Source organism: Zafaria sp. Z1313 (genome assembly GCF_050563205.1).
Lineage (GTDB): Bacteria > Actinomycetota > Actinomycetes > Actinomycetales > Micrococcaceae > JAZDCJ01.
The window spans coordinates 90,511-105,351 of sequence record NZ_JBNWUK010000005.1; the positions used below are offsets into that span (position 1 = coordinate 90,511).

The following is a 14,841-nucleotide window of genomic DNA, read 5'->3' on the forward strand; positions in this document are numbered from 1 at the left end:
GCCCGGTTCCCACCCTTCGGGGTGGGAACCGGGCCCTGTCCGCGTAGTGGCTCCGCCGGAGCGGGGCCTACTTCTTCTCGGGCGGGGCCTCCGGTCCCTGGCCCGCCTGCGCGGGCAGCCCGGCCGGGAGTCCGACGGCGGGCTCGGCGTTGGCGACGTCGGCCTTGGTCCGGCGCGGACCGCGCGCGCTGAGCCGGCGGGAGACGAACTCCGCGAGCTTGGACAGCGAGTAGTTGATGACGATGAAGATCGCGGCGACCACGAGCAGCGCCTGCAGCACGTTGGCGTTCGGCGAGGAGTAGGTCCGGCCGTAGAACAGCAACTCGTTGAAGCTGATGATGTAGCCGAGGGCCGAGTCCTTCAGGATCACCACGAACTGGCCGATGAGGGCCGGCAGCATGGCGATCAGGGCCTGCGGGACCTCGACGAGGCGCAGCGACTGCTGCCGCGTCAGGCCGATCGCGATGCCGGCCTCCCGCTGTCCCTTGGGCAGGTTGTGGACGCCGGAGCGGATGAGCTCGGCGACGACGGAGCCGTTGTAGAACACGAGCGCCGCGACGACGGCCCACATCGCCGAGTTCTGGCTGATCTGCAGCGTACGGGCGATGAACACGTTGAAGAACACGATCATCAGCAGGACGGGAACGGCGCGGAAGAACTCGACGATGATCGAGCTGATCCAGTTGAAGACCTTGTTCTCGGAGAGCCGCCCGAGGCCGAAGACCAGGCCGAAGACGAGGGAGCCGACGATGGCGAGCCCCGCGGCCGTGAGCGTGTTGGCCAGGCCGGGAAGCAGGTAGTTGGTCCAGGTGGACCCCTCGAGGAAGCCGGTCCACTTGGCGGCCGTCATCTGGCCCTTGCCGGCGAGCCCGGCGATGATCCACCACAGCAACGCGGCGCTGCCGGCGATGCCGATGATGTTGATGATCATCGTGTTGCGCCGGGACTTGGGGCCCGGGGCGTCGAAGAGTACTGATGCGCTCATCGGGACACCGCCAGTTTCTTGGAGAGCCAGGTGGTCAACAGGCCGACCGGGATGACCAGGATCACGAACCCGATGGCGAAGGTGAGGAAGATCGGCAGGACGATGTCGCCGCGCGCCTCGATCATGCCGCGCATGACGGAGGACGTCTCGGTCGCCACGGAGCCGGCCGCGGCGACCGTGGAGTTCTTGATCAGGGCGATCAGGACGTTGCCGAGGGGGACGATCGCCCCACGGAAGGCCTGCGGCAGGATCACGAGCCGCGCGGCCGGGAGGAACGCGAGCCCGATCGCACGGGCGGCCTCGGCCTGTCCGAGCGGGACCGTGTTCACGCCGGAGCGGATGGCCTCGCAGACGAACGCCGCGTGGTAGATCGCCAGGCCCATGACGGCCAGGCGGAAGAAGTTCTCCTGGAATCCGCCGCCCAGGTTCAGCCCGAGCTGGCCGTTGAGGGCCAGGACGCCGAACAGGATGATGATGGTCAGCGGCGTGTTCCGGATGAGGTTCACGTACGCCGTGCCGATCGCCTCGAAGCTGGGCACGGGGGAGATGCGCATGAGCGCGAGGAGGGTTCCGAGGACGAGGGCCCCGATGGCGGCCCAGAAGGTCAGCTGGATGTTGACCCAGAAGGCGCCCGGGATGTCGTAGTCGGTGAAGATGGAAAGGTAGTTCTCCACGGTCTTCCTCTGTCTAAGGGGCCGTCGGCGACGGGCCAGAACGGGAAGCGGGGGCCGGCGCCCCTGCCGCCCCGGGCGGCTGCCCGGGGCGGCAGGGACGGGGCCCGTGGTCCGCGGCGCCCGTCGTGGACGGGGCGCCGCGGACCGGCGGAATCAGGAGCAGGCGGCCGGGGTCGGCGGGTTGGTGTCCGCGTTCGGCTCGTAGCCGGTGCCTTCGGTGTTGGCCTGGAGGGCAGTCTCCCACGCACCGTCCTCGATCATCTTGGTGATGGCCTCGTTGATCGCCTCGCAGCGGTCCGAGCCCTTGGGCAGGCCCACGCCGTAGTTCTCCTCGGAGAACGGGGCGCCGACGACCTTGAACTGGCCCTGGTAGGCCGGCTGCGCGGCCAGGCCGGCCAGGATGATGTCGTCGGTGGTGACGGCGTCGATCGTGCCGCCGGACATCTGGGTCACGCACTCGGCGTAGCCCGGGAGCTCCTGCAGGTTGGTGCCCTCGGCGTAGGTGTCCTTGACCTTCTGGGCCGACGTCGAACCGGTCACGGAGCAGAGGTTGCGCTCGTTGAGGTCCTCGGGTCCGGTGATGTCGCTGTCGTTGGCCACCAGGAGGTCCTGGCCGGCGACGAAGTACGGTCCCGCGAAGTCGACGACCTCCTTGCGGGAATCGGTGATGGAGTAGGTCGCGAAGATCATGTCGACCTGGTTGTTCTGCAGCATGGTCTCGCGGTTGGCGGACGGGGCGGAGACCCATTCGATCTGGTTCTCCGAGTAGCCCAGCTCCTGGGCCACGAACTTGGCGACGTCGACGTCGAAGCCCGTGTAGTTCTCGCCGTCCTTGAAGCCGAGGCCCGGCTGGTCGAACTTGATGCCGATCCGGATGGTGTCGCCGTCGCCGTCCCCACCGCCGGTTCCGCCGCCTCCACAGGCGGACAGGGTGAGTGCGGTGGCTGCCGCGGCGGCAGCGAGCGCGATGCGGGTCTTGCGCATGGTGTTCTCCTTGTTGTCTGGCCGGCGTGCTTGTGGGGCCGGCCGCGAGTGGAAGTGGTGTCCTAGTGGGTGATCAGCTTGCCGAGGAAGTCCTTCGCCCGGTCGCTCTGCGGGTTGGTGAAGAACTCGTGCGGCGCGGCCTGCTCGACGATCTGGCCGTCGGCCATGAAGACGACGCGGTCCGCCGCCTTGCGGGCGAAGCCCATCTCGTGGGTCACGACGATCATGGTCATGCCCTCCTTGGCGAGCTGCACCATGGTGTCGAGGACCTCCTGGATCATCTCGGGGTCCAGTGCCGAGGTGGGCTCGTCGAAGAGCATCACCTTGGGCTTCATGGCGAGGGCCCGGGCGATCGCGACGCGCTGCTGCTGGCCGCCCGAGAGCTGCGCCGGCAGCTTGTCCTTCTGGTTGGCGACGCCGACGCGCTCCAGGAGCGACAGGGCGAGCTTGTCGGCCTCGGCCTTCTTCATGCCCTTGACCTTGAGGGGGCCGAGCGTGACGTTCTCGAGGATCGACTTGTGCGCGAAGAGGTTGAAGGACTGGAAGACCATTCCGACGTCGGCACGCAGCTTGGCGAGGGCCTTGCCCTCCTCGGGCAGCTTCTCGCCGTCGATGTAGATGGCGCCGTCGTCGATCGTCTCCAACCGGTTGATGGCGCGGCACAGAGTCGACTTGCCCGAGCCCGAGGGGCCGAGGACGACGACGACCTCGCCCTTGGTGACCTCCAGGTTGATGTCCTGGAGGACGTGCAGGGGTCCGTAGTGCTTGTTGACCTTGTCCAGCCGGACGATCGGGGATCCGGCGCTTGCGGCGGAGGCCGCCTGGGGATCAGTGCTCATGGAAAGACCCTAGCGGACGTTGCCCACGTCACAAGGCCATGGGGGAGTGATCTTTCAGGAATCTTTATGATGTTGAAACCGCGCGCCCGCGCGGGCGGGTTCCGGCCACACCCGCGGACGCTAGGCTGGGGGGATGCCGAGCAGCGACGCCCCGGGGCGCCCCTTCGAACAGTTGCCAGATCCCGCCCGCAGGAAGGGATCCGTCGTCCTGCGGCGGAAACAGGCGCTGATTCCGCAGGCCGACCAGTACCTGCTGGACTCCAACGAGGGCATCGACTTCACGCACACCGACCCGTGGCGCGTCCTGCGCATCCAGAGCGAGTTCGTCGAGGGCTTCGGGACGCTGTCCGAGCTCGGCCGGGCCGTGAGCGTCTTCGGTTCCGCCCGCACGCCGCGCGGCTCGGACCGGTACACGCAGGCCGAGCTGATCGGCCGGCGCCTCGCCGAGGCCGGCTACGCCGTCATCACCGGGGGAGGCCCGGGGGCCATGGAGGCCGCGAACAAGGGCGCCGTCGAGGCCGAGGGCACCTCGGTCGGGCTCGGAATCGAGCTGCCGTTCGAGACGGGCCTGAACGAGTGGGTCGACCTCGGGATCAACTTCCGCTACTTCTTCGCCCGCAAGACGATGTTCGTCAAGTACTCCCAGGGGTTCATCGTGCTCCCCGGCGGATTCGGGACCATGGACGAGCTCTTCGAGGCCCTCACGCTCGTGCAGACCGAGAAGGTCACGAGCTTCCCGATCGTCCTCGTGGGCACCGCCTACTGGGGTCCGCTCATCGACTGGCTCCGCGGCACCGTCGCGGCCGAGGGCGCCATCTCGCCCGGCGACCTGGACCTGATCCAGCTCACCGACGACCCGGAGGAGGCCGTGCGGATCGCGGTCTCCCACGTCGGCCGGAAGCCGCGCTAGGGGCGGGGATGGTCTACGCGCTCCTGCTCTTCATCGCGATCGCGCTCCTCGGCACGGCCGCCCTCTTCGCCTCGGGCCGCTTCCGCCGCTCCGTCGAGGGCACGCACGCGGCCGCGTCGAACGACGACGGCCTACTGGGCCTCGTCGAACCGGTGGCCACGCTGCCGCCCGTCCTGCTGCCCGCCCGGCCCGGACCGGACGAGGTCGAGCGCCTGCGCCTCGCCGTCGGGCTGCGCGGCTACCGCTGCGACCAGGTGGACGAGGTCCTGGGGGAGCTCGGGGCGGAGATCGGGCGCCTGAACGACGAGCTCGACGCGCTCCGGAAGGGCCTGTGATTAGCGCCACGCGCCAAACTGGAGAATAATATGAAATGCAGGTTGAAAAGACATGCCCCGTCCGGGGGCCGTCGGTTCGACGTTCGATCCGCGGGGCCAGGGGGGTTCCGCGACATCTAGGAAGGAAGACAGCGCCAATGGCTGCGATGAAACCGCGTACCGGGGATGGACCCATGGAGGTCACCAAGGAGGGCCGTAGCCTCATCATGCGTGTTCCGATCGACGGCGGCGGACGCCTGGTCGTCGAGCTCAATGCCGACGAGGCCGCCGAGCTGAAGGAATGCCTGGTCGGCGTGACCAACTAGACCCCTGGGGGACGCGACGTCCCGCAGGCACCGATGCCACGGGCCCGGCGGCAGCAGCCGCCGGGCCCTTTCGCGTCCTCTGCTCAGCGGTCCTTGACCGCGATCAGCAGGCCCGTCCCCGTCGGGACCGTCGCGGTGGAGAGGTCCTCGCGCTCGCGCAGCAGGCGGGCGGCCTGGCGGGCCGCGACCGTGCCGGCCTGGCGGACGGCCGGCTGCGGGACGCGGTCCTCGTCGAGGGCGTCATTGACGAGCAGCATCCCGCCGCGGCGCAGGAGCCGCACGCCGTGCTCCACGTAGTCGACGAGGTGCGTCTTGTCCGCGTCGATGAACACCAGGTCGTAGGCGCCGTCCGTCAGGCGCGGGAGGACGTCGCGGGCCCGTCCGCAGATCGTGCGCGTCCGGTTGGCGGCGATGCCGGCCTCCTGGAACGCCTCCCGTGCGGCGTTGAGGTGGTCCACGTCGATGTCGATCGTGGTGAAGACGGACTGGGTGGACAGGCCGCGCAACAGGCTCACGCCGGAGACTCCGACTCCCGAGCCGATCTCGACGGCCGTCCGGGCGCCCGAGGCCGCCGCGAGGACGCGCAGGAGCGCGGCGGTGCCGGAGCCGACGGGGGAGACGCCCAGCTCGTGGCCCCGGTCGCGGGCGCGCATGAGGACCTCGTCCTCCACGGACAGGGCCTCCGTGTAGGACCAGCTGCTCTGCTTGTCGGCGCTCATGCTGTGGTGTTCCTTTGCTCTGTCGGGGGTGCCCGGTCCGTCCTTCACGACCGGTACACCATCCTAGCCGGGGCGCCGGAACACCGGCCCGGGTCCGGTCGGTTCCCGGGCGGTCCGGCAGCCCGGTGGGGACCGCCGTGAACAGCCGACAGCGGACGCCCCGCGTGCGCCCAGCTTGCTCACAGGCTCGTCCTGAACAATGACTACGTGACCATTCAAGCTTCAGCTGCCGCCCACGATTCCGCCCCGGAGGCCCCCGCGGAGGGGGTGCCCGGCTGGGAGGAGATCGTCCAGGAGCACTCCGCCAAGGTCTACCGGCTCGCCTACCGCCTGACCGGGAACATGCACGACGCCGAGGACCTCACCCAGGAGACGTTCGTGAGGGTCTTCCGCTCCCTGCACAATTTCACGCCGGGGACCGTCGGCGGCTGGCTGCACCGGATCACCACCAACCTCTTCCTGGACCAGGCGCGGCGGCGCAGCCGCATCCGCTTCGATGCCCTCGGCGAGGACGCCGAGACCCGGCTGCCGGGCCGCGACCCGGGACCGGAGCGCAGCTTCGAGTTCAACAACCTCGACCTCGACGTCCAGGCGGCGCTCGACGCCCTGCCCGCGGATTTCCGCGCCGCCGTCGTCCTCTGTGACCTCGAGGGGCTCTCCTACGAGGAGGTGGCCTCCGTGCTCGGCGTGAAGCTGGGCACCGTGCGTTCGCGGATCCACCGCGGCCGCTCGCAGTTGCGGGAGAAGCTGGCCCACCGCGATCCGGCGCGCGGCGGTGCCCCCGGCCTGCAGCTTCCGACGATGGGGCGGGCCGTTTCGGAGGCACGCTGACCATGCATCGGCACGAACGCTGGATCGACTCCTACGTCGACGGTGAACTCGCCGGACGCCGGCTGGAGGACTTCGAGGCCCACGTGCGCGGCTGCGCAGACTGCCGGGTGCTCGTGGATGACCGGCGCCGCCTCAAGCGCCGGCTCGGCCTGCTCGCCGCGTCCGGGAGGGCCGCACCCGCGCCGGACCCGGCCCTCATGGCCCGCCTCATGGCCGGGCCCACGGAGTCCGCGCCCACGGGTTCCGCGCCGGCCTGGCCGCTCGAGGCGGCCCCCCGGAGCGGTCCCCGGCGGATCGCCCTGCCCGCTCTCGCGTCCGTCGCGGCGCTGGCCCTCCTCGCGGGCGTCCTCGGTGCGGCGTGGCTCATCGGCGCACCCGGGGCCGCAAGCACCGCATCGGCAGCCGGTTCCCTCGCCTGGAGCTGGGACGGCGAGGAGGAAGTCCTGGACCGCGAGGAGATCGGCGCGCTGCGGGCCGCGGGATGGAACTGCCCGCACCTGGGCGGCACCACGTGGTCCCTGGCGCGGGCGAGCGGCTCGCGGAGCGCGGGAACGCCCCACATCACGCTCGAGTACGCGGGCCCCGGCGGGACGCTCACGGTGACGGAGCGCCGCAAGGCCGTCGCGCCGAGCGGAGCGGACGCCCTGCGCTTCGGCGCCGGGGTCGCCGCCCATGCCGGCAGCGCCGTCCCCGGGCCCGCCGACCCGTTCGGCTTCGCGGTGGAGGACACGACGGCACCCGCTGCCCCGACCGCGGCAGCGCAGGACCCCTCCGAAGCGCCCGCGGGCGGCGGGGACTCCGCGACCGCGACGGCGTGGACCGTCGTCGACTCCGGGGACGGATACGTCGTCTACCGAAGGGCCCCGGGGGAGACGGTGGTCGACATGGAGTCGGCCGTCTACTCCGTCCGGACGGAGGCCGCGGAGGGCGCCCGGGTCGGGGAGGTCGTGGACCGGATCGTGGTCACCGAGCATTCGCGCGTCGCCGCCCAGGCGGCCGCCGTGTCCGGGATGTGGGAGCGGATCGGCCGGGGCCTGGCGCGGCTCGTCGTGCTGGAGCCGCGCCAGTGACCGGACCCGCGCGACGCCGTGCGGCCCACGCCCGGGTGGCGAATACCGTGGCCGCCCCGGGAACGGGTAACCTCTAAGCGTGTTTGGAATCAATGGCGGCGAGTTCCTGGTGCTCGCGATCCTGGCCGTACTGGTCCTGGGTCCCGACAAGCTGCCGGTCTACGCCCAGCAGCTGGCGCGCCTCGTCAAGGAAGTCCGGCGCATGGCCACCGGCGCCAAGGAGCAGCTGCGCGAGGAAGTCGGCGACGACATCGCGGACATCGACTGGCGCAAGCTGGACCCCCGCCAATACGATCCGCGCAAGATCATCAAGGAAGCCCTGCTCGACGACTTCGACGACGCCCTGAGCGCCGCGAAGGACGAACCGGCCAAGGCGATCGAGGCGGCGCCCGCCCGTCCGGCCGCGCCGCAGCGCCCCGCGCAGATCCCGCTCGCCGCCGGCGAGGCCGCCCCGTTCGATTCCGAGGCGACCTAGCTCCGGGCGGCCTCCTCCGGCGCGTCCCCGCCGCGACCCTGCCCCGGTTCCGCGGTTCCGTGGCGCCGTGTGGCGCCCGGTCAGCGCGGCGTGACGCCGAGCGGCCGGCCGGCCAGGCCGCGGGGGCTCCGGGCCAGGGAGCGCGCGATCCGCCGCAGCTCCACCGCCGCCTCCGACTCCGGCTCGCCGAGCACGACGGGCAGGCCCGCGTCCCCGCCCTCGCGCAGCCGGGGATCGAGGGGCACCGAACCCAGCAATCCGACGTCGGTCCCCAGCCGCTCCGCGAGGCGCGCCGCCACGGCCGCCCCGCCGCCGCTGCCGAAGGGCTCCATCCGCGTGCCGTCGGGCAGGGTCAGCCAGGACATGTTCTCGACGACGCCGAGGACCTTCTGGCCCGTGGTCTCCGCGACGGCCCCCGCCCGCTCGGCGACCTCCGCGGCGGCCGATTGCGGCGTGGTCACCACGACGATCCCCGAGCCCGGCAGGAGCTGGGAGACGGAGATCGCGACGTCGCCCGTCCCCGGCGGCAGGTCCAGCAGCAGGACGTCGAGGTCGCCGAAGTGGACGTCCGTCAGGAACTGTTCGAGGGCCCGGTGCAGCATCGGACCCCGCCACACGACGGGCCGGTTGCCGTCCACGAACATGCCGATCGAGATGACCTTCACGGCGTGGGCGACGGGCGGCAGGATCAGCTCGTCGACGCGCGTGGGCTGGGTGTCGATCCCCATGAGGCCGGGGACGGAGAAGCCGTGCACGTCGGCGTCGACGACGCCCACGCGCAGCCCGTCGGCCGCCAGGGCGCAGGCCAGGTTCACGGTCACGCTCGACTTGCCGACCCCGCCCTTGCCGCTCGCGACGGCGATGATCCTCGTCAACGAGTCCGGGGCCGTGAACGGGATGGTGCGGGCCGCGAGGGAGGACTTCAGCTCGGCCCGCTGCTCCGGGGTCATCACCCCGAGCTCGATCTCGACCGAGGAGACACCGGGGACAGCGGAGGCCGCAGCCGTGACGTCCTGCTCGATCGTGCCGCGCAGGGGACAGCCGGCGATCGTCAGCAGCACGGCCACGCGCGCCGTTCCGTCGGAGCCGACCGTGGCCGAGGGGACCATGCCGAGCTCCGTGATGGGGCGGCGCAGCTCCGGGTCCTGGACGGCACCGAGCGCCTTCCACAGGGCCTCGTCGGCGGCGGGCGTCCCCTCGCGCGTCACGGCTCCTGGCCGCCCTCGGTGCGCTGCACCTTGGGCAGCTGCGTCGTCGCGTCGGAGACCTTCTTCTTCTTGGGCGCCTTGCCGCGCAGGCGGATGTCCTCGCCGTCGTTCGCCTCGAGGAGGTCCTCCAACGCCGAGCGGAGCTCGCTGCGGACGTAGTCGCGCGTGGCGACGTCGCGCAGGGCGATCCGCAGGGCGGCCAGCTCGCGCGTCAGGTACTCCGTGTCGTGCAGGTTGCGCTCGGAGCGGTTGCGGTCCTCCGAGAGCGAGACCTTGTCGCGGTCGTCCTGGCGGTTCTGGGCCAGGAGCAGGAGCGGGGCGGCGTAGGAGGCCTGCAGGGAGAGCATGAGCGTCAGCGCGGTGAAACCCAACGCGGCGGAGTCGAAGCGCCAGTCCTGGGGCGCCCACGTGTTCCAGACGAGCCAGAACACGCAGAAGATCGTCATGTAGAGCAGGAACTGCGGCGTTCCCATAAAGCGGGCGAAGCCCTCCGTGGCCTTGCCGAACGCGTCGGGGTTCGGCGAGAGCCGCGGGAAGAAGCGGGCGCGCGCCGCCAGCGGGGTGTCCAGCCCGGTGCCCGGGGGCGTGTTCTTCTCAGCCATGCGTCGCGGCTCCCTTCACGTCGGTGGAATCGTCGTCCCGGGTGCGCCAGTCCTCCGGCAGCAGGTGGTCCAGCACGTCGTCGACCGTCGCCGCGCCGACGAGCCGGCCGTCCGCGTTGACGACGGGCATCGAGGTCAGGTTGTAGGTGGCCAGGGTCCGGGCGACCTCGGAGACGTCGGCGAGGTCCAGGACCGGCTCGAGGTCCGTGTCGACGATGCTGCCGAGCTGCTCCGGCGGCGGGCAGCGCAGGAGGGCCTGGATGTGCACGACGCCGAGGTAGCGCCCCGTGGGTGTCTCGAGCGGCGGGCGGCACACGTAGACCGCCGAGGCGAGCGAGGGGCTGAGCTCCTCGCGGCGCACGTACGCGAGCGCCTCCGCGACCGTCGCCTCGGGCGGGAGGATCACGGGCACGGGCGTCATGAGCGAACCCGCCGTGTTCTCCTCGTACTCCAGGAGGCGGCGCACGTCCTTGGCCTCCTCGGGCTCCATGAGCTGCAGGAGGGCCTCCTTCTGCTCCTCGGCGAGCTCGTTGAGCAGGTCGGCCGCGTCGTCCGGGTCCATCTCCTCGAGGACGTCGGCGGCGCGCTCCATGTCGAGGGCCGAGAGGATCTGCACCTGTTCGTCGTCGGGGAGCTCCTGCAGGACGTCGGCCAGGCGGTCGTCCTGCAGCTCCGAGGCGACCTCGAGGCGGCGCTTGTCGCTCATCTCGTGCAGCGCCTCGGCGAAGTCGGCGGGCTTGAGCTCGTCGTGCGCGGCCACGAACTGGGTCGCGGCCTGCGGCTCCTCGAGGTCGCCATGGACGACCTCCGCGCACGGCACCAGGAGGCGCTCGCCCCGGGAGAGCCGGCGCAGCGCCCGGAAGCCCGTGCCGGCATCGCCGCGGCGGACATAGTAGTCGGAGACGAGCCAGTCGCCGTTGCGCTGGCGCTCCAGACCGATGTCCTCGACCACCGCGTTGCCGCTGCCGTCCTTGAAGACGACCTTGCGGTCGAACAGCTCCGCGGCGGCGAGCCGCTCGGCGCCGCGCTGCTGGAAGCGGCGCAGGTTCACGAGCCCCGAGCAGATGATCTGGCTCGATTCAATGGCCTGGACACGCGTCATCGGCACGAAGACCCGGCGTTTGCCGGGCACCTCGATGACGAGGCCCACGCATTGGGCGGGCTTGGCGGCGCCGCGGTCGAACACGACGACGTCCCGCAGCCGGCCCAGGCGGTCGCCGAGGGGGTCGAAGACGTCGAGGCCGAGCAGGCGGGCGATGAAGACCTTGTTCATGGAGCTGCTCACCCTCCAAGGCTACTGCCTGCCCGACGGGGCGGCGTTCCGCGTCGCCGGGCGGTTCACCCGCAGCGATATGGCGGGCGCGCGGGGCCCGGGCAGGGCAGAATGGGGACATGCCTTCCGCTTTTGGTGCCACAGGATCCGACCCCGCCGGACTCGGCCTGCCCCGGGGCGAGGTCCTGGGCCGCTACGAGTCCTACCTCGACGCGCAGAAGGTGGTGGACTACCTCGCCGACAACGACTTCCCCGTCGCGAACGTCAGCATCGTCGGCAACGACCTGAAGATGGTCGAGCGTGTCACGGGCAAGCTCAGCTACCCCCGCGTGGCGCTCGCCGGGGCGGCGCAGGGCGCCATGTTCGGCATGTTCGTCGGCCTGCTCCTGAGCCTCTTCACCCCGGCGGGCGGGATCGTGCAGATCCTTTCCTCCGTGGGCCTCGGCATGGCGATCTGGATGGTCGTCGGCGTGCTCAGCTACTCCTTCCGCCGCGGCAAGCGGGACTTCGCCTCGAGCAACCAGGTGCTCGCCGGCTACTACGACGTCGTCGTCGCGTTCGAGCACGCCGCCGCCGCGCGCCGGCTGGCCGAGAAGCTTCCCATGAGCCGCGGCAGCGTCCCGCGCTCCGCCCCGGCGTGGGCGCCTGCGCAGCAGCCCGCTCCGCCGGCCCCTGCCGCGCCCGGCGCCGAACCGGCCCCGGGAGCCCCCCAGCCGGCACCGGCCCCGCGCAGCGGCTACGCCGACCTGCCCGACGGCCGCCCGCAGTTCGGTGTCCGGATCGACCCGGCCGCGGGCCCGGTCGATGCCGGCCGCTCGGATGCGGGCGGGTCCGCCGAGGACGGCAACGGGCCCGACGCCGGACCCGCCGCGGACAACGCCCCGGCCGGGTCCGGGCACGAGCCCGGGAGCCGGTCCCGCGGCGACGGCTGACCTGGACCATGGCGGACGACGCCGGTGCCTCCCGAAGGAGGCACCGGCGTCGTCCTGCGTGGAACGGGAGGCTAGATCCCGCGGGCCGCGTAGATCCCGGCCATCCAGGACTCGACCTCCTCGGGCGTGCGCGGCAACGCGGCGCTGAGGTTCTCGCAGCCGTCGGCCGTGACGAGGACGTCGTCCTCGAGCCGCACGCCGATGCCCCGGTACTCCTCGGGCACGGAGAGGTCCTCGGCCTTGAAGTACAGGCCCGGCTCGATCGTGAAGACCATGCCCTCCTCGAGGATGCCGTTGAGGTAGAGCTCGCGCTTGGCCTGCGCGCAGTCGTGCACATCCAGGCCCAGGTGGTGGCTCGTCCCGTGCGGCATCCAGCGGCGGTGGTGCTGGCCCTCGGGGGAGAGCGCGACCTCGAGCGGCACGGGCAGCAGCCCCCACGCGTCGAGGCGCTCCGCCAGGACCGCGACGGCGGCCTCGTGGAGCTCGCGGAAGCGGCGCCCCGGGCGGGCGACGGCGAAGGCGGCGTCCGCGGCGTCGACGACCGCCTGGTAGACCTTCCGCTGCACGTCCGAGTAGCGGCCGTTGACCGGCAGGGTGCGCGTGATGTCGGCGGTGTAGAGGGAATCGGCCTCCACGCCGGCGTCGAGCAGCAGGAGCTCGCCCGTGTTGACCTGGCCGTTGTTGCGGATCCAGTGCAGCACGGTGGCGTTGTTCCCGGACGCCGCGATCGTGTCGTAGCCGAGGTCGTTGCCCTCCTCGCGGGCCCGGGCGAAGAACGCGCCCTCGACGACGCGCTCGCCGCGCTTGTGCTCGATGGCGCGCGGGAGCGCCTCCACGACGTCGTGGAAGCCGTTGATGGTCGCCTCGACGGCGGCCCGCATCTGCTCCACCTCCCACTCGTCCTTGACGAGGCGCAGCTCGGAGAGGGCCTCGCTCAGCCCGGCGTCGAGCGCGTCGGAGGCCTCGAGGTCGATCCCCGTGTTGATGCGGGAGGTGTCCACGAGCGCGTCGACCGTCTGGTCGACTTCGCGGAGCAGGCGGATCCGGATGCCGTTGAGCTCGACGGGGCCCGCGTCCACCGTGATGGCGTCCTCGAGCTCGGCGTCCATGTGGGCCGTGGGCAGGGCGAGACGGGCGGAGAGCTCCTCGAGCGTCGGCCGCGGGCCGATCCAGAACTCCCCGGAACGGGCGTTGGAGTAGAACTCCTCGGAGTCGCGTCCGGCCATGGGACGGAAGTACAGGGTGGCGCGGTGGTTCCCGCCGTCGTCGCCCGTGCCCTCGGCGACGGGTTCGAACACGAGCACGGCGTCGGGCTCGTGGTCCAGGCCCAGGCCGGTCAGGTGCGCGAAGCCCGAGTGCGGGCGGAAACGGTAGTCGGTGTCGTTCGAGCGCACCTTGAGCGGCCCTGCGGGCACCACGAGGCGCTCGCCGGGAAAGCGCAGGGAGAGCGCGTGGCGGCGGCACGCCGCGTAGGGGGCGACGGCATCGGGGCCCGTGGGAGCGGGCGCGGCGGGCGCCCACTGCCCGGCCATGAACTTCTTGAACGCTTCGGAGCTCGGGCGCTGGGAACGGTTGTTCACGCGGTCCTCGAGGGGCTGGTCGCTGCCGGGGGTGTCGTTGGCTTCAGTCATCACCGGACCATCGTCTCAAAGGCCCGCCCATCCACCAAGGCGGCAGAGAGGGGCCGCGGGCGCCGCGGTGCGGGGAGGACGACGCCGGGGCCGCGCCGGCCCGCCCCGGCCCGCCGGGGACGGGACTAGGCTTGATCCATGCTCATCGACCTGCACGCCCACTCGACGGTCTCCGACGGGACCGAGCGGCCCGCCGACGTCGTCGCGGCCGCGGCGGCGGCCGGTCTCGGGGCCGTGGCGCTCACGGACCACGACCAGACGAGCGGCTGGGCGGAGGCCGCCGAGGCGGCCCGGCGGCACGGAATCGGCCTGGTTCCCGGCATGGAGGTCTCCTGCAAGACGAGGCGGGGGATCAGCGTGCACCTGCTCAGCTACCTCCACGACCCCGCGCACCCGGGCCTGCTCGAGGAGATCAACAAGGCCCGCGAGGCGCGCGTGCACCGCGCCCGGAGGATGGTCGAGCTGCTCAGCGAGGACTTCCCGATCGACTGGGACATGGTCAACAGCCACTCGGCCCCGGGGGCGACGATCGGCCGGCCGCACATCGCCGACGCCCTTGTCGCGGCGGGGGTGGCCGGGGACCGCAGCGAGGCGTTCTCGACCGTGCTGACCTCGCACTCCCGCTACTACGTGGGCCACTACGCCGTCGACCCCGTCGACGCCGTGCGGCTCGTCCGCGAGGCCGGGGGAGTGCCCGTCTTCGCCCACCCCGTGGCCTCCGGCCGGGGCCGCGTCGTGGGGGAGGACGTCTTCGCCGCGATGATCGACGCCGGGCTGCTCGGCCTCGAGGTCGAGCACCGGGACAATCCCGCCGAGGGGCGCGCCTTCCTGCGGGCCCTCGCCGCCGAACACGGGCTCATCACGACCGGATCGAGCGACTACCACGGCACCGGCAAGCCGAACCGCCTCGGCGAGAACACGACCGATCCGGCCATGCTGGAACGGATCATGGCCGCGGGAACCGGCACGTCCGCCGTCGGGCTGGGGTAGGACACCGGACGAAAGGTGCTACCATCAAGGAATCCGGTGGTTGCCTGACGCAATGATTCGTCGAGCGGATCGCTCCGA

At 71.6% G+C, this 14,841-nt stretch carries 17 protein-coding genes; 8 read left to right on the forward strand and 9 right to left on the reverse strand.

The annotated features are described in order from the left end of the window. Positions 1-67: 67 nt before the first annotated feature. From ACQ3I4_RS07150 to ACQ3I4_RS07165, 4 genes are all read right to left on the reverse strand, one after another. On the reverse strand, positions 68-985 hold the full coding sequence (locus ACQ3I4_RS07150; protein ID WP_329860358.1) for an amino acid ABC transporter permease: 918 nt from the start codon (positions 983-985) through the stop codon (positions 68-70). Beyond that, a complete protein-coding gene (locus ACQ3I4_RS07155) occupies positions 982-1,659 on the reverse strand; it encodes an amino acid ABC transporter permease (protein WP_329860356.1) in 678 nt (225 codons plus the stop codon). Before ACQ3I4_RS07155 ends, ACQ3I4_RS07150 begins: the two co-directional genes overlap by 4 nt. 153 nt (positions 1,660-1,812) lie before the next feature. After that, positions 1,813-2,643, reverse strand: a complete 831-nt coding sequence (locus ACQ3I4_RS07160) for a glutamate ABC transporter substrate-binding protein (protein WP_430633209.1) — start codon at positions 2,641-2,643, stop codon at positions 1,813-1,815. 62 nt (positions 2,644-2,705) lie between these two features. Further along, positions 2,706-3,482 (reverse strand): amino acid ABC transporter ATP-binding protein, encoded by a 777-nt coding sequence (locus ACQ3I4_RS07165; RefSeq protein WP_430633210.1) that lies wholly within the window; start codon positions 3,480-3,482, stop codon positions 2,706-2,708. Positions 3,483-3,615: 133 nt separating this feature from the next. Here ACQ3I4_RS07165 and ACQ3I4_RS07170 point away from each other — a divergent pair, with 133 nt between their 5' ends. The 3 genes from ACQ3I4_RS07170 to ACQ3I4_RS07180 all read left to right on the forward strand — a co-directional run bounded on the left by ACQ3I4_RS07170 (position 3,616) and on the right by ACQ3I4_RS07180 (position 5,032). After that, on the forward strand, positions 3,616-4,392 hold the full coding sequence (locus tag ACQ3I4_RS07170) for a TIGR00730 family Rossman fold protein (RefSeq protein WP_329860354.1): 777 nt from the start codon (positions 3,616-3,618) through the stop codon (positions 4,390-4,392). An 8-nt stretch (positions 4,393-4,400) separates the two neighbouring features. After that, positions 4,401-4,727 (forward strand): DivIVA domain-containing protein, encoded by a 327-nt coding sequence (locus tag ACQ3I4_RS07175; RefSeq protein WP_430633211.1) that lies wholly within the window; start codon positions 4,401-4,403, stop codon positions 4,725-4,727. A 137-nt stretch (positions 4,728-4,864) separates the two neighbouring features. Further along, the gene (locus ACQ3I4_RS07180; RefSeq protein WP_329860351.1) at positions 4,865-5,032 is read left to right on the forward strand and encodes a DUF3117 domain-containing protein; all 168 of its coding nucleotides are present in this window, start codon (positions 4,865-4,867) and stop codon (positions 5,030-5,032) included. 83 nt (positions 5,033-5,115) lie between these two features. On the opposite strand, the gene ACQ3I4_RS07185 is transcribed toward ACQ3I4_RS07180, so the two are convergent. After that, a complete protein-coding gene (locus ACQ3I4_RS07185; RefSeq protein ID WP_329860349.1) occupies positions 5,116-5,751 on the reverse strand; it encodes an O-methyltransferase in 636 nt (211 codons plus the stop codon). 213 nt (positions 5,752-5,964) lie between these two features. Between ACQ3I4_RS07185 and sigE the strand changes: the two genes are divergently transcribed. The 3 genes from sigE (at position 5,965) to ACQ3I4_RS07200 (ending at position 8,127) form a co-directional block, all read left to right on the forward strand. Beyond that, the gene (sigE, locus tag ACQ3I4_RS07190; protein WP_329860364.1) at positions 5,965-6,582 is read left to right on the forward strand and encodes an RNA polymerase sigma factor SigE; all 618 of its coding nucleotides are present in this window, start codon (positions 5,965-5,967) and stop codon (positions 6,580-6,582) included. A gap of 2 nt (positions 6,583-6,584) precedes the next feature. Continuing rightward, complete coding sequence (locus ACQ3I4_RS07195; protein ID WP_430633212.1) at positions 6,585-7,652, forward strand: zf-HC2 domain-containing protein; 1,068 nt, start codon at positions 6,585-6,587, stop codon at positions 7,650-7,652. A 79-nt stretch (positions 7,653-7,731) separates the two neighbouring features. Continuing rightward, positions 7,732-8,127, forward strand: coding sequence for a sec-independent translocase (locus tag ACQ3I4_RS07200; RefSeq protein WP_329860346.1), 396 nt, complete (start codon positions 7,732-7,734; stop codon positions 8,125-8,127). 80 nt (positions 8,128-8,207) lie between these two features. On the opposite strand, the gene ACQ3I4_RS07205 is transcribed toward ACQ3I4_RS07200, so the two are convergent. The 3 genes from ACQ3I4_RS07205 to ACQ3I4_RS07215 are packed head-to-tail and all read right to left on the reverse strand — an operon-like array spanning position 8,208 to position 11,210. Continuing rightward, positions 8,208-9,335 carry an Mrp/NBP35 family ATP-binding protein gene (locus ACQ3I4_RS07205; protein ID WP_329860345.1) on the reverse strand — a complete coding sequence of 376 codons (1,128 nt, stop codon included), beginning with the start codon at positions 9,333-9,335 and terminating at the stop codon, positions 8,208-8,210. Next, positions 9,332-9,937: a DUF1003 domain-containing protein gene (locus ACQ3I4_RS07210; protein ID WP_329860344.1), complete on the reverse strand. Its 606-nt coding sequence runs from the start codon at positions 9,935-9,937 to the stop codon at positions 9,332-9,334. Before ACQ3I4_RS07210 ends, ACQ3I4_RS07205 begins: the two co-directional genes overlap by 4 nt. Continuing rightward, a complete protein-coding gene (locus ACQ3I4_RS07215) occupies positions 9,930-11,210 on the reverse strand; it encodes a magnesium transporter MgtE N-terminal domain-containing protein (protein ID WP_430633246.1) in 1,281 nt (426 codons plus the stop codon). Before ACQ3I4_RS07215 ends, ACQ3I4_RS07210 begins: the two co-directional genes overlap by 8 nt. Positions 11,211-11,329: 119 nt before the next feature. Here ACQ3I4_RS07215 and ACQ3I4_RS07220 point away from each other — a divergent pair, with 119 nt between their 5' ends. After that, a complete protein-coding gene (locus ACQ3I4_RS07220; protein WP_430633213.1) occupies positions 11,330-12,142 on the forward strand; it encodes a general stress protein in 813 nt (270 codons plus the stop codon). 71 nt (positions 12,143-12,213) lie between these two features. Here the strand turns inward: ACQ3I4_RS07220 and ACQ3I4_RS07225 are convergent, their stop codons facing one another. Continuing rightward, positions 12,214-13,773: an aminopeptidase P family protein gene (locus tag ACQ3I4_RS07225; RefSeq protein ID WP_430633214.1), complete on the reverse strand. Its 1,560-nt coding sequence runs from the start codon at positions 13,771-13,773 to the stop codon at positions 12,214-12,216. A 138-nt stretch (positions 13,774-13,911) separates the two neighbouring features. On the opposite strand from ACQ3I4_RS07225, the gene ACQ3I4_RS07230 reads away from it, so the two are divergent. Next, on the forward strand, positions 13,912-14,763 hold the full coding sequence (locus tag ACQ3I4_RS07230; RefSeq protein WP_430633215.1) for a PHP domain-containing protein: 852 nt from the start codon (positions 13,912-13,914) through the stop codon (positions 14,761-14,763). Positions 14,764-14,841: the final 78 nt, after the last annotated feature.

Excerpts from the sequence above, each read along its gene's own strand:
- ACQ3I4_RS07225 (WP_430633214.1), bottom strand. The coding sequence starts at position 13,773 with ATGACTGAAGCCAACGACACCCCCGGCAGCGACCAGCCCCTCGAGGAC.
- ACQ3I4_RS07195 (WP_430633212.1), top strand. The coding sequence starts at position 6,585 with ATGCATCGGCACGAACGCTGGATCGACTCCTACGTCGACGGTGAACTC.
- ACQ3I4_RS07220 (WP_430633213.1), top strand. The coding sequence starts at position 11,330 with ATGCCTTCCGCTTTTGGTGCCACAGGATCCGACCCCGCCGGACTCGGC.
- ACQ3I4_RS07150 (WP_329860358.1), bottom strand. The coding sequence starts at position 985 with ATGAGCGCATCAGTACTCTTCGACGCCCCGGGCCCCAAGTCCCGGCGC.
- ACQ3I4_RS07160 (WP_430633209.1), bottom strand. The coding sequence starts at position 2,643 with ATGCGCAAGACCCGCATCGCGCTCGCTGCCGCCGCGGCAGCCACCGCA.
- ACQ3I4_RS07165 (WP_430633210.1), bottom strand. The coding sequence starts at position 3,482 with ATGAGCACTGATCCCCAGGCGGCCTCCGCCGCAAGCGCCGGATCCCCG.
- ACQ3I4_RS07180 (WP_329860351.1), top strand. The coding sequence starts at position 4,865 with ATGGCTGCGATGAAACCGCGTACCGGGGATGGACCCATGGAGGTCACC.
- ACQ3I4_RS07215 (WP_430633246.1), bottom strand. The coding sequence starts at position 11,210 with ATGAACAAGGTCTTCATCGCCCGCCTGCTCGGCCTCGACGTCTTCGAC.
- ACQ3I4_RS07185 (WP_329860349.1), bottom strand. The coding sequence starts at position 5,751 with ATGAGCGCCGACAAGCAGAGCAGCTGGTCCTACACGGAGGCCCTGTCC.
- ACQ3I4_RS07230 (WP_430633215.1), top strand. The coding sequence starts at position 13,912 with ATGCTCATCGACCTGCACGCCCACTCGACGGTCTCCGACGGGACCGAG.
- ACQ3I4_RS07175 (WP_430633211.1), top strand. The coding sequence starts at position 4,401 with ATGGTCTACGCGCTCCTGCTCTTCATCGCGATCGCGCTCCTCGGCACG.
- ACQ3I4_RS07210 (WP_329860344.1), bottom strand. The coding sequence starts at position 9,937 with ATGGCTGAGAAGAACACGCCCCCGGGCACCGGGCTGGACACCCCGCTG.
- ACQ3I4_RS07170 (WP_329860354.1), top strand. The coding sequence starts at position 3,616 with ATGCCGAGCAGCGACGCCCCGGGGCGCCCCTTCGAACAGTTGCCAGAT.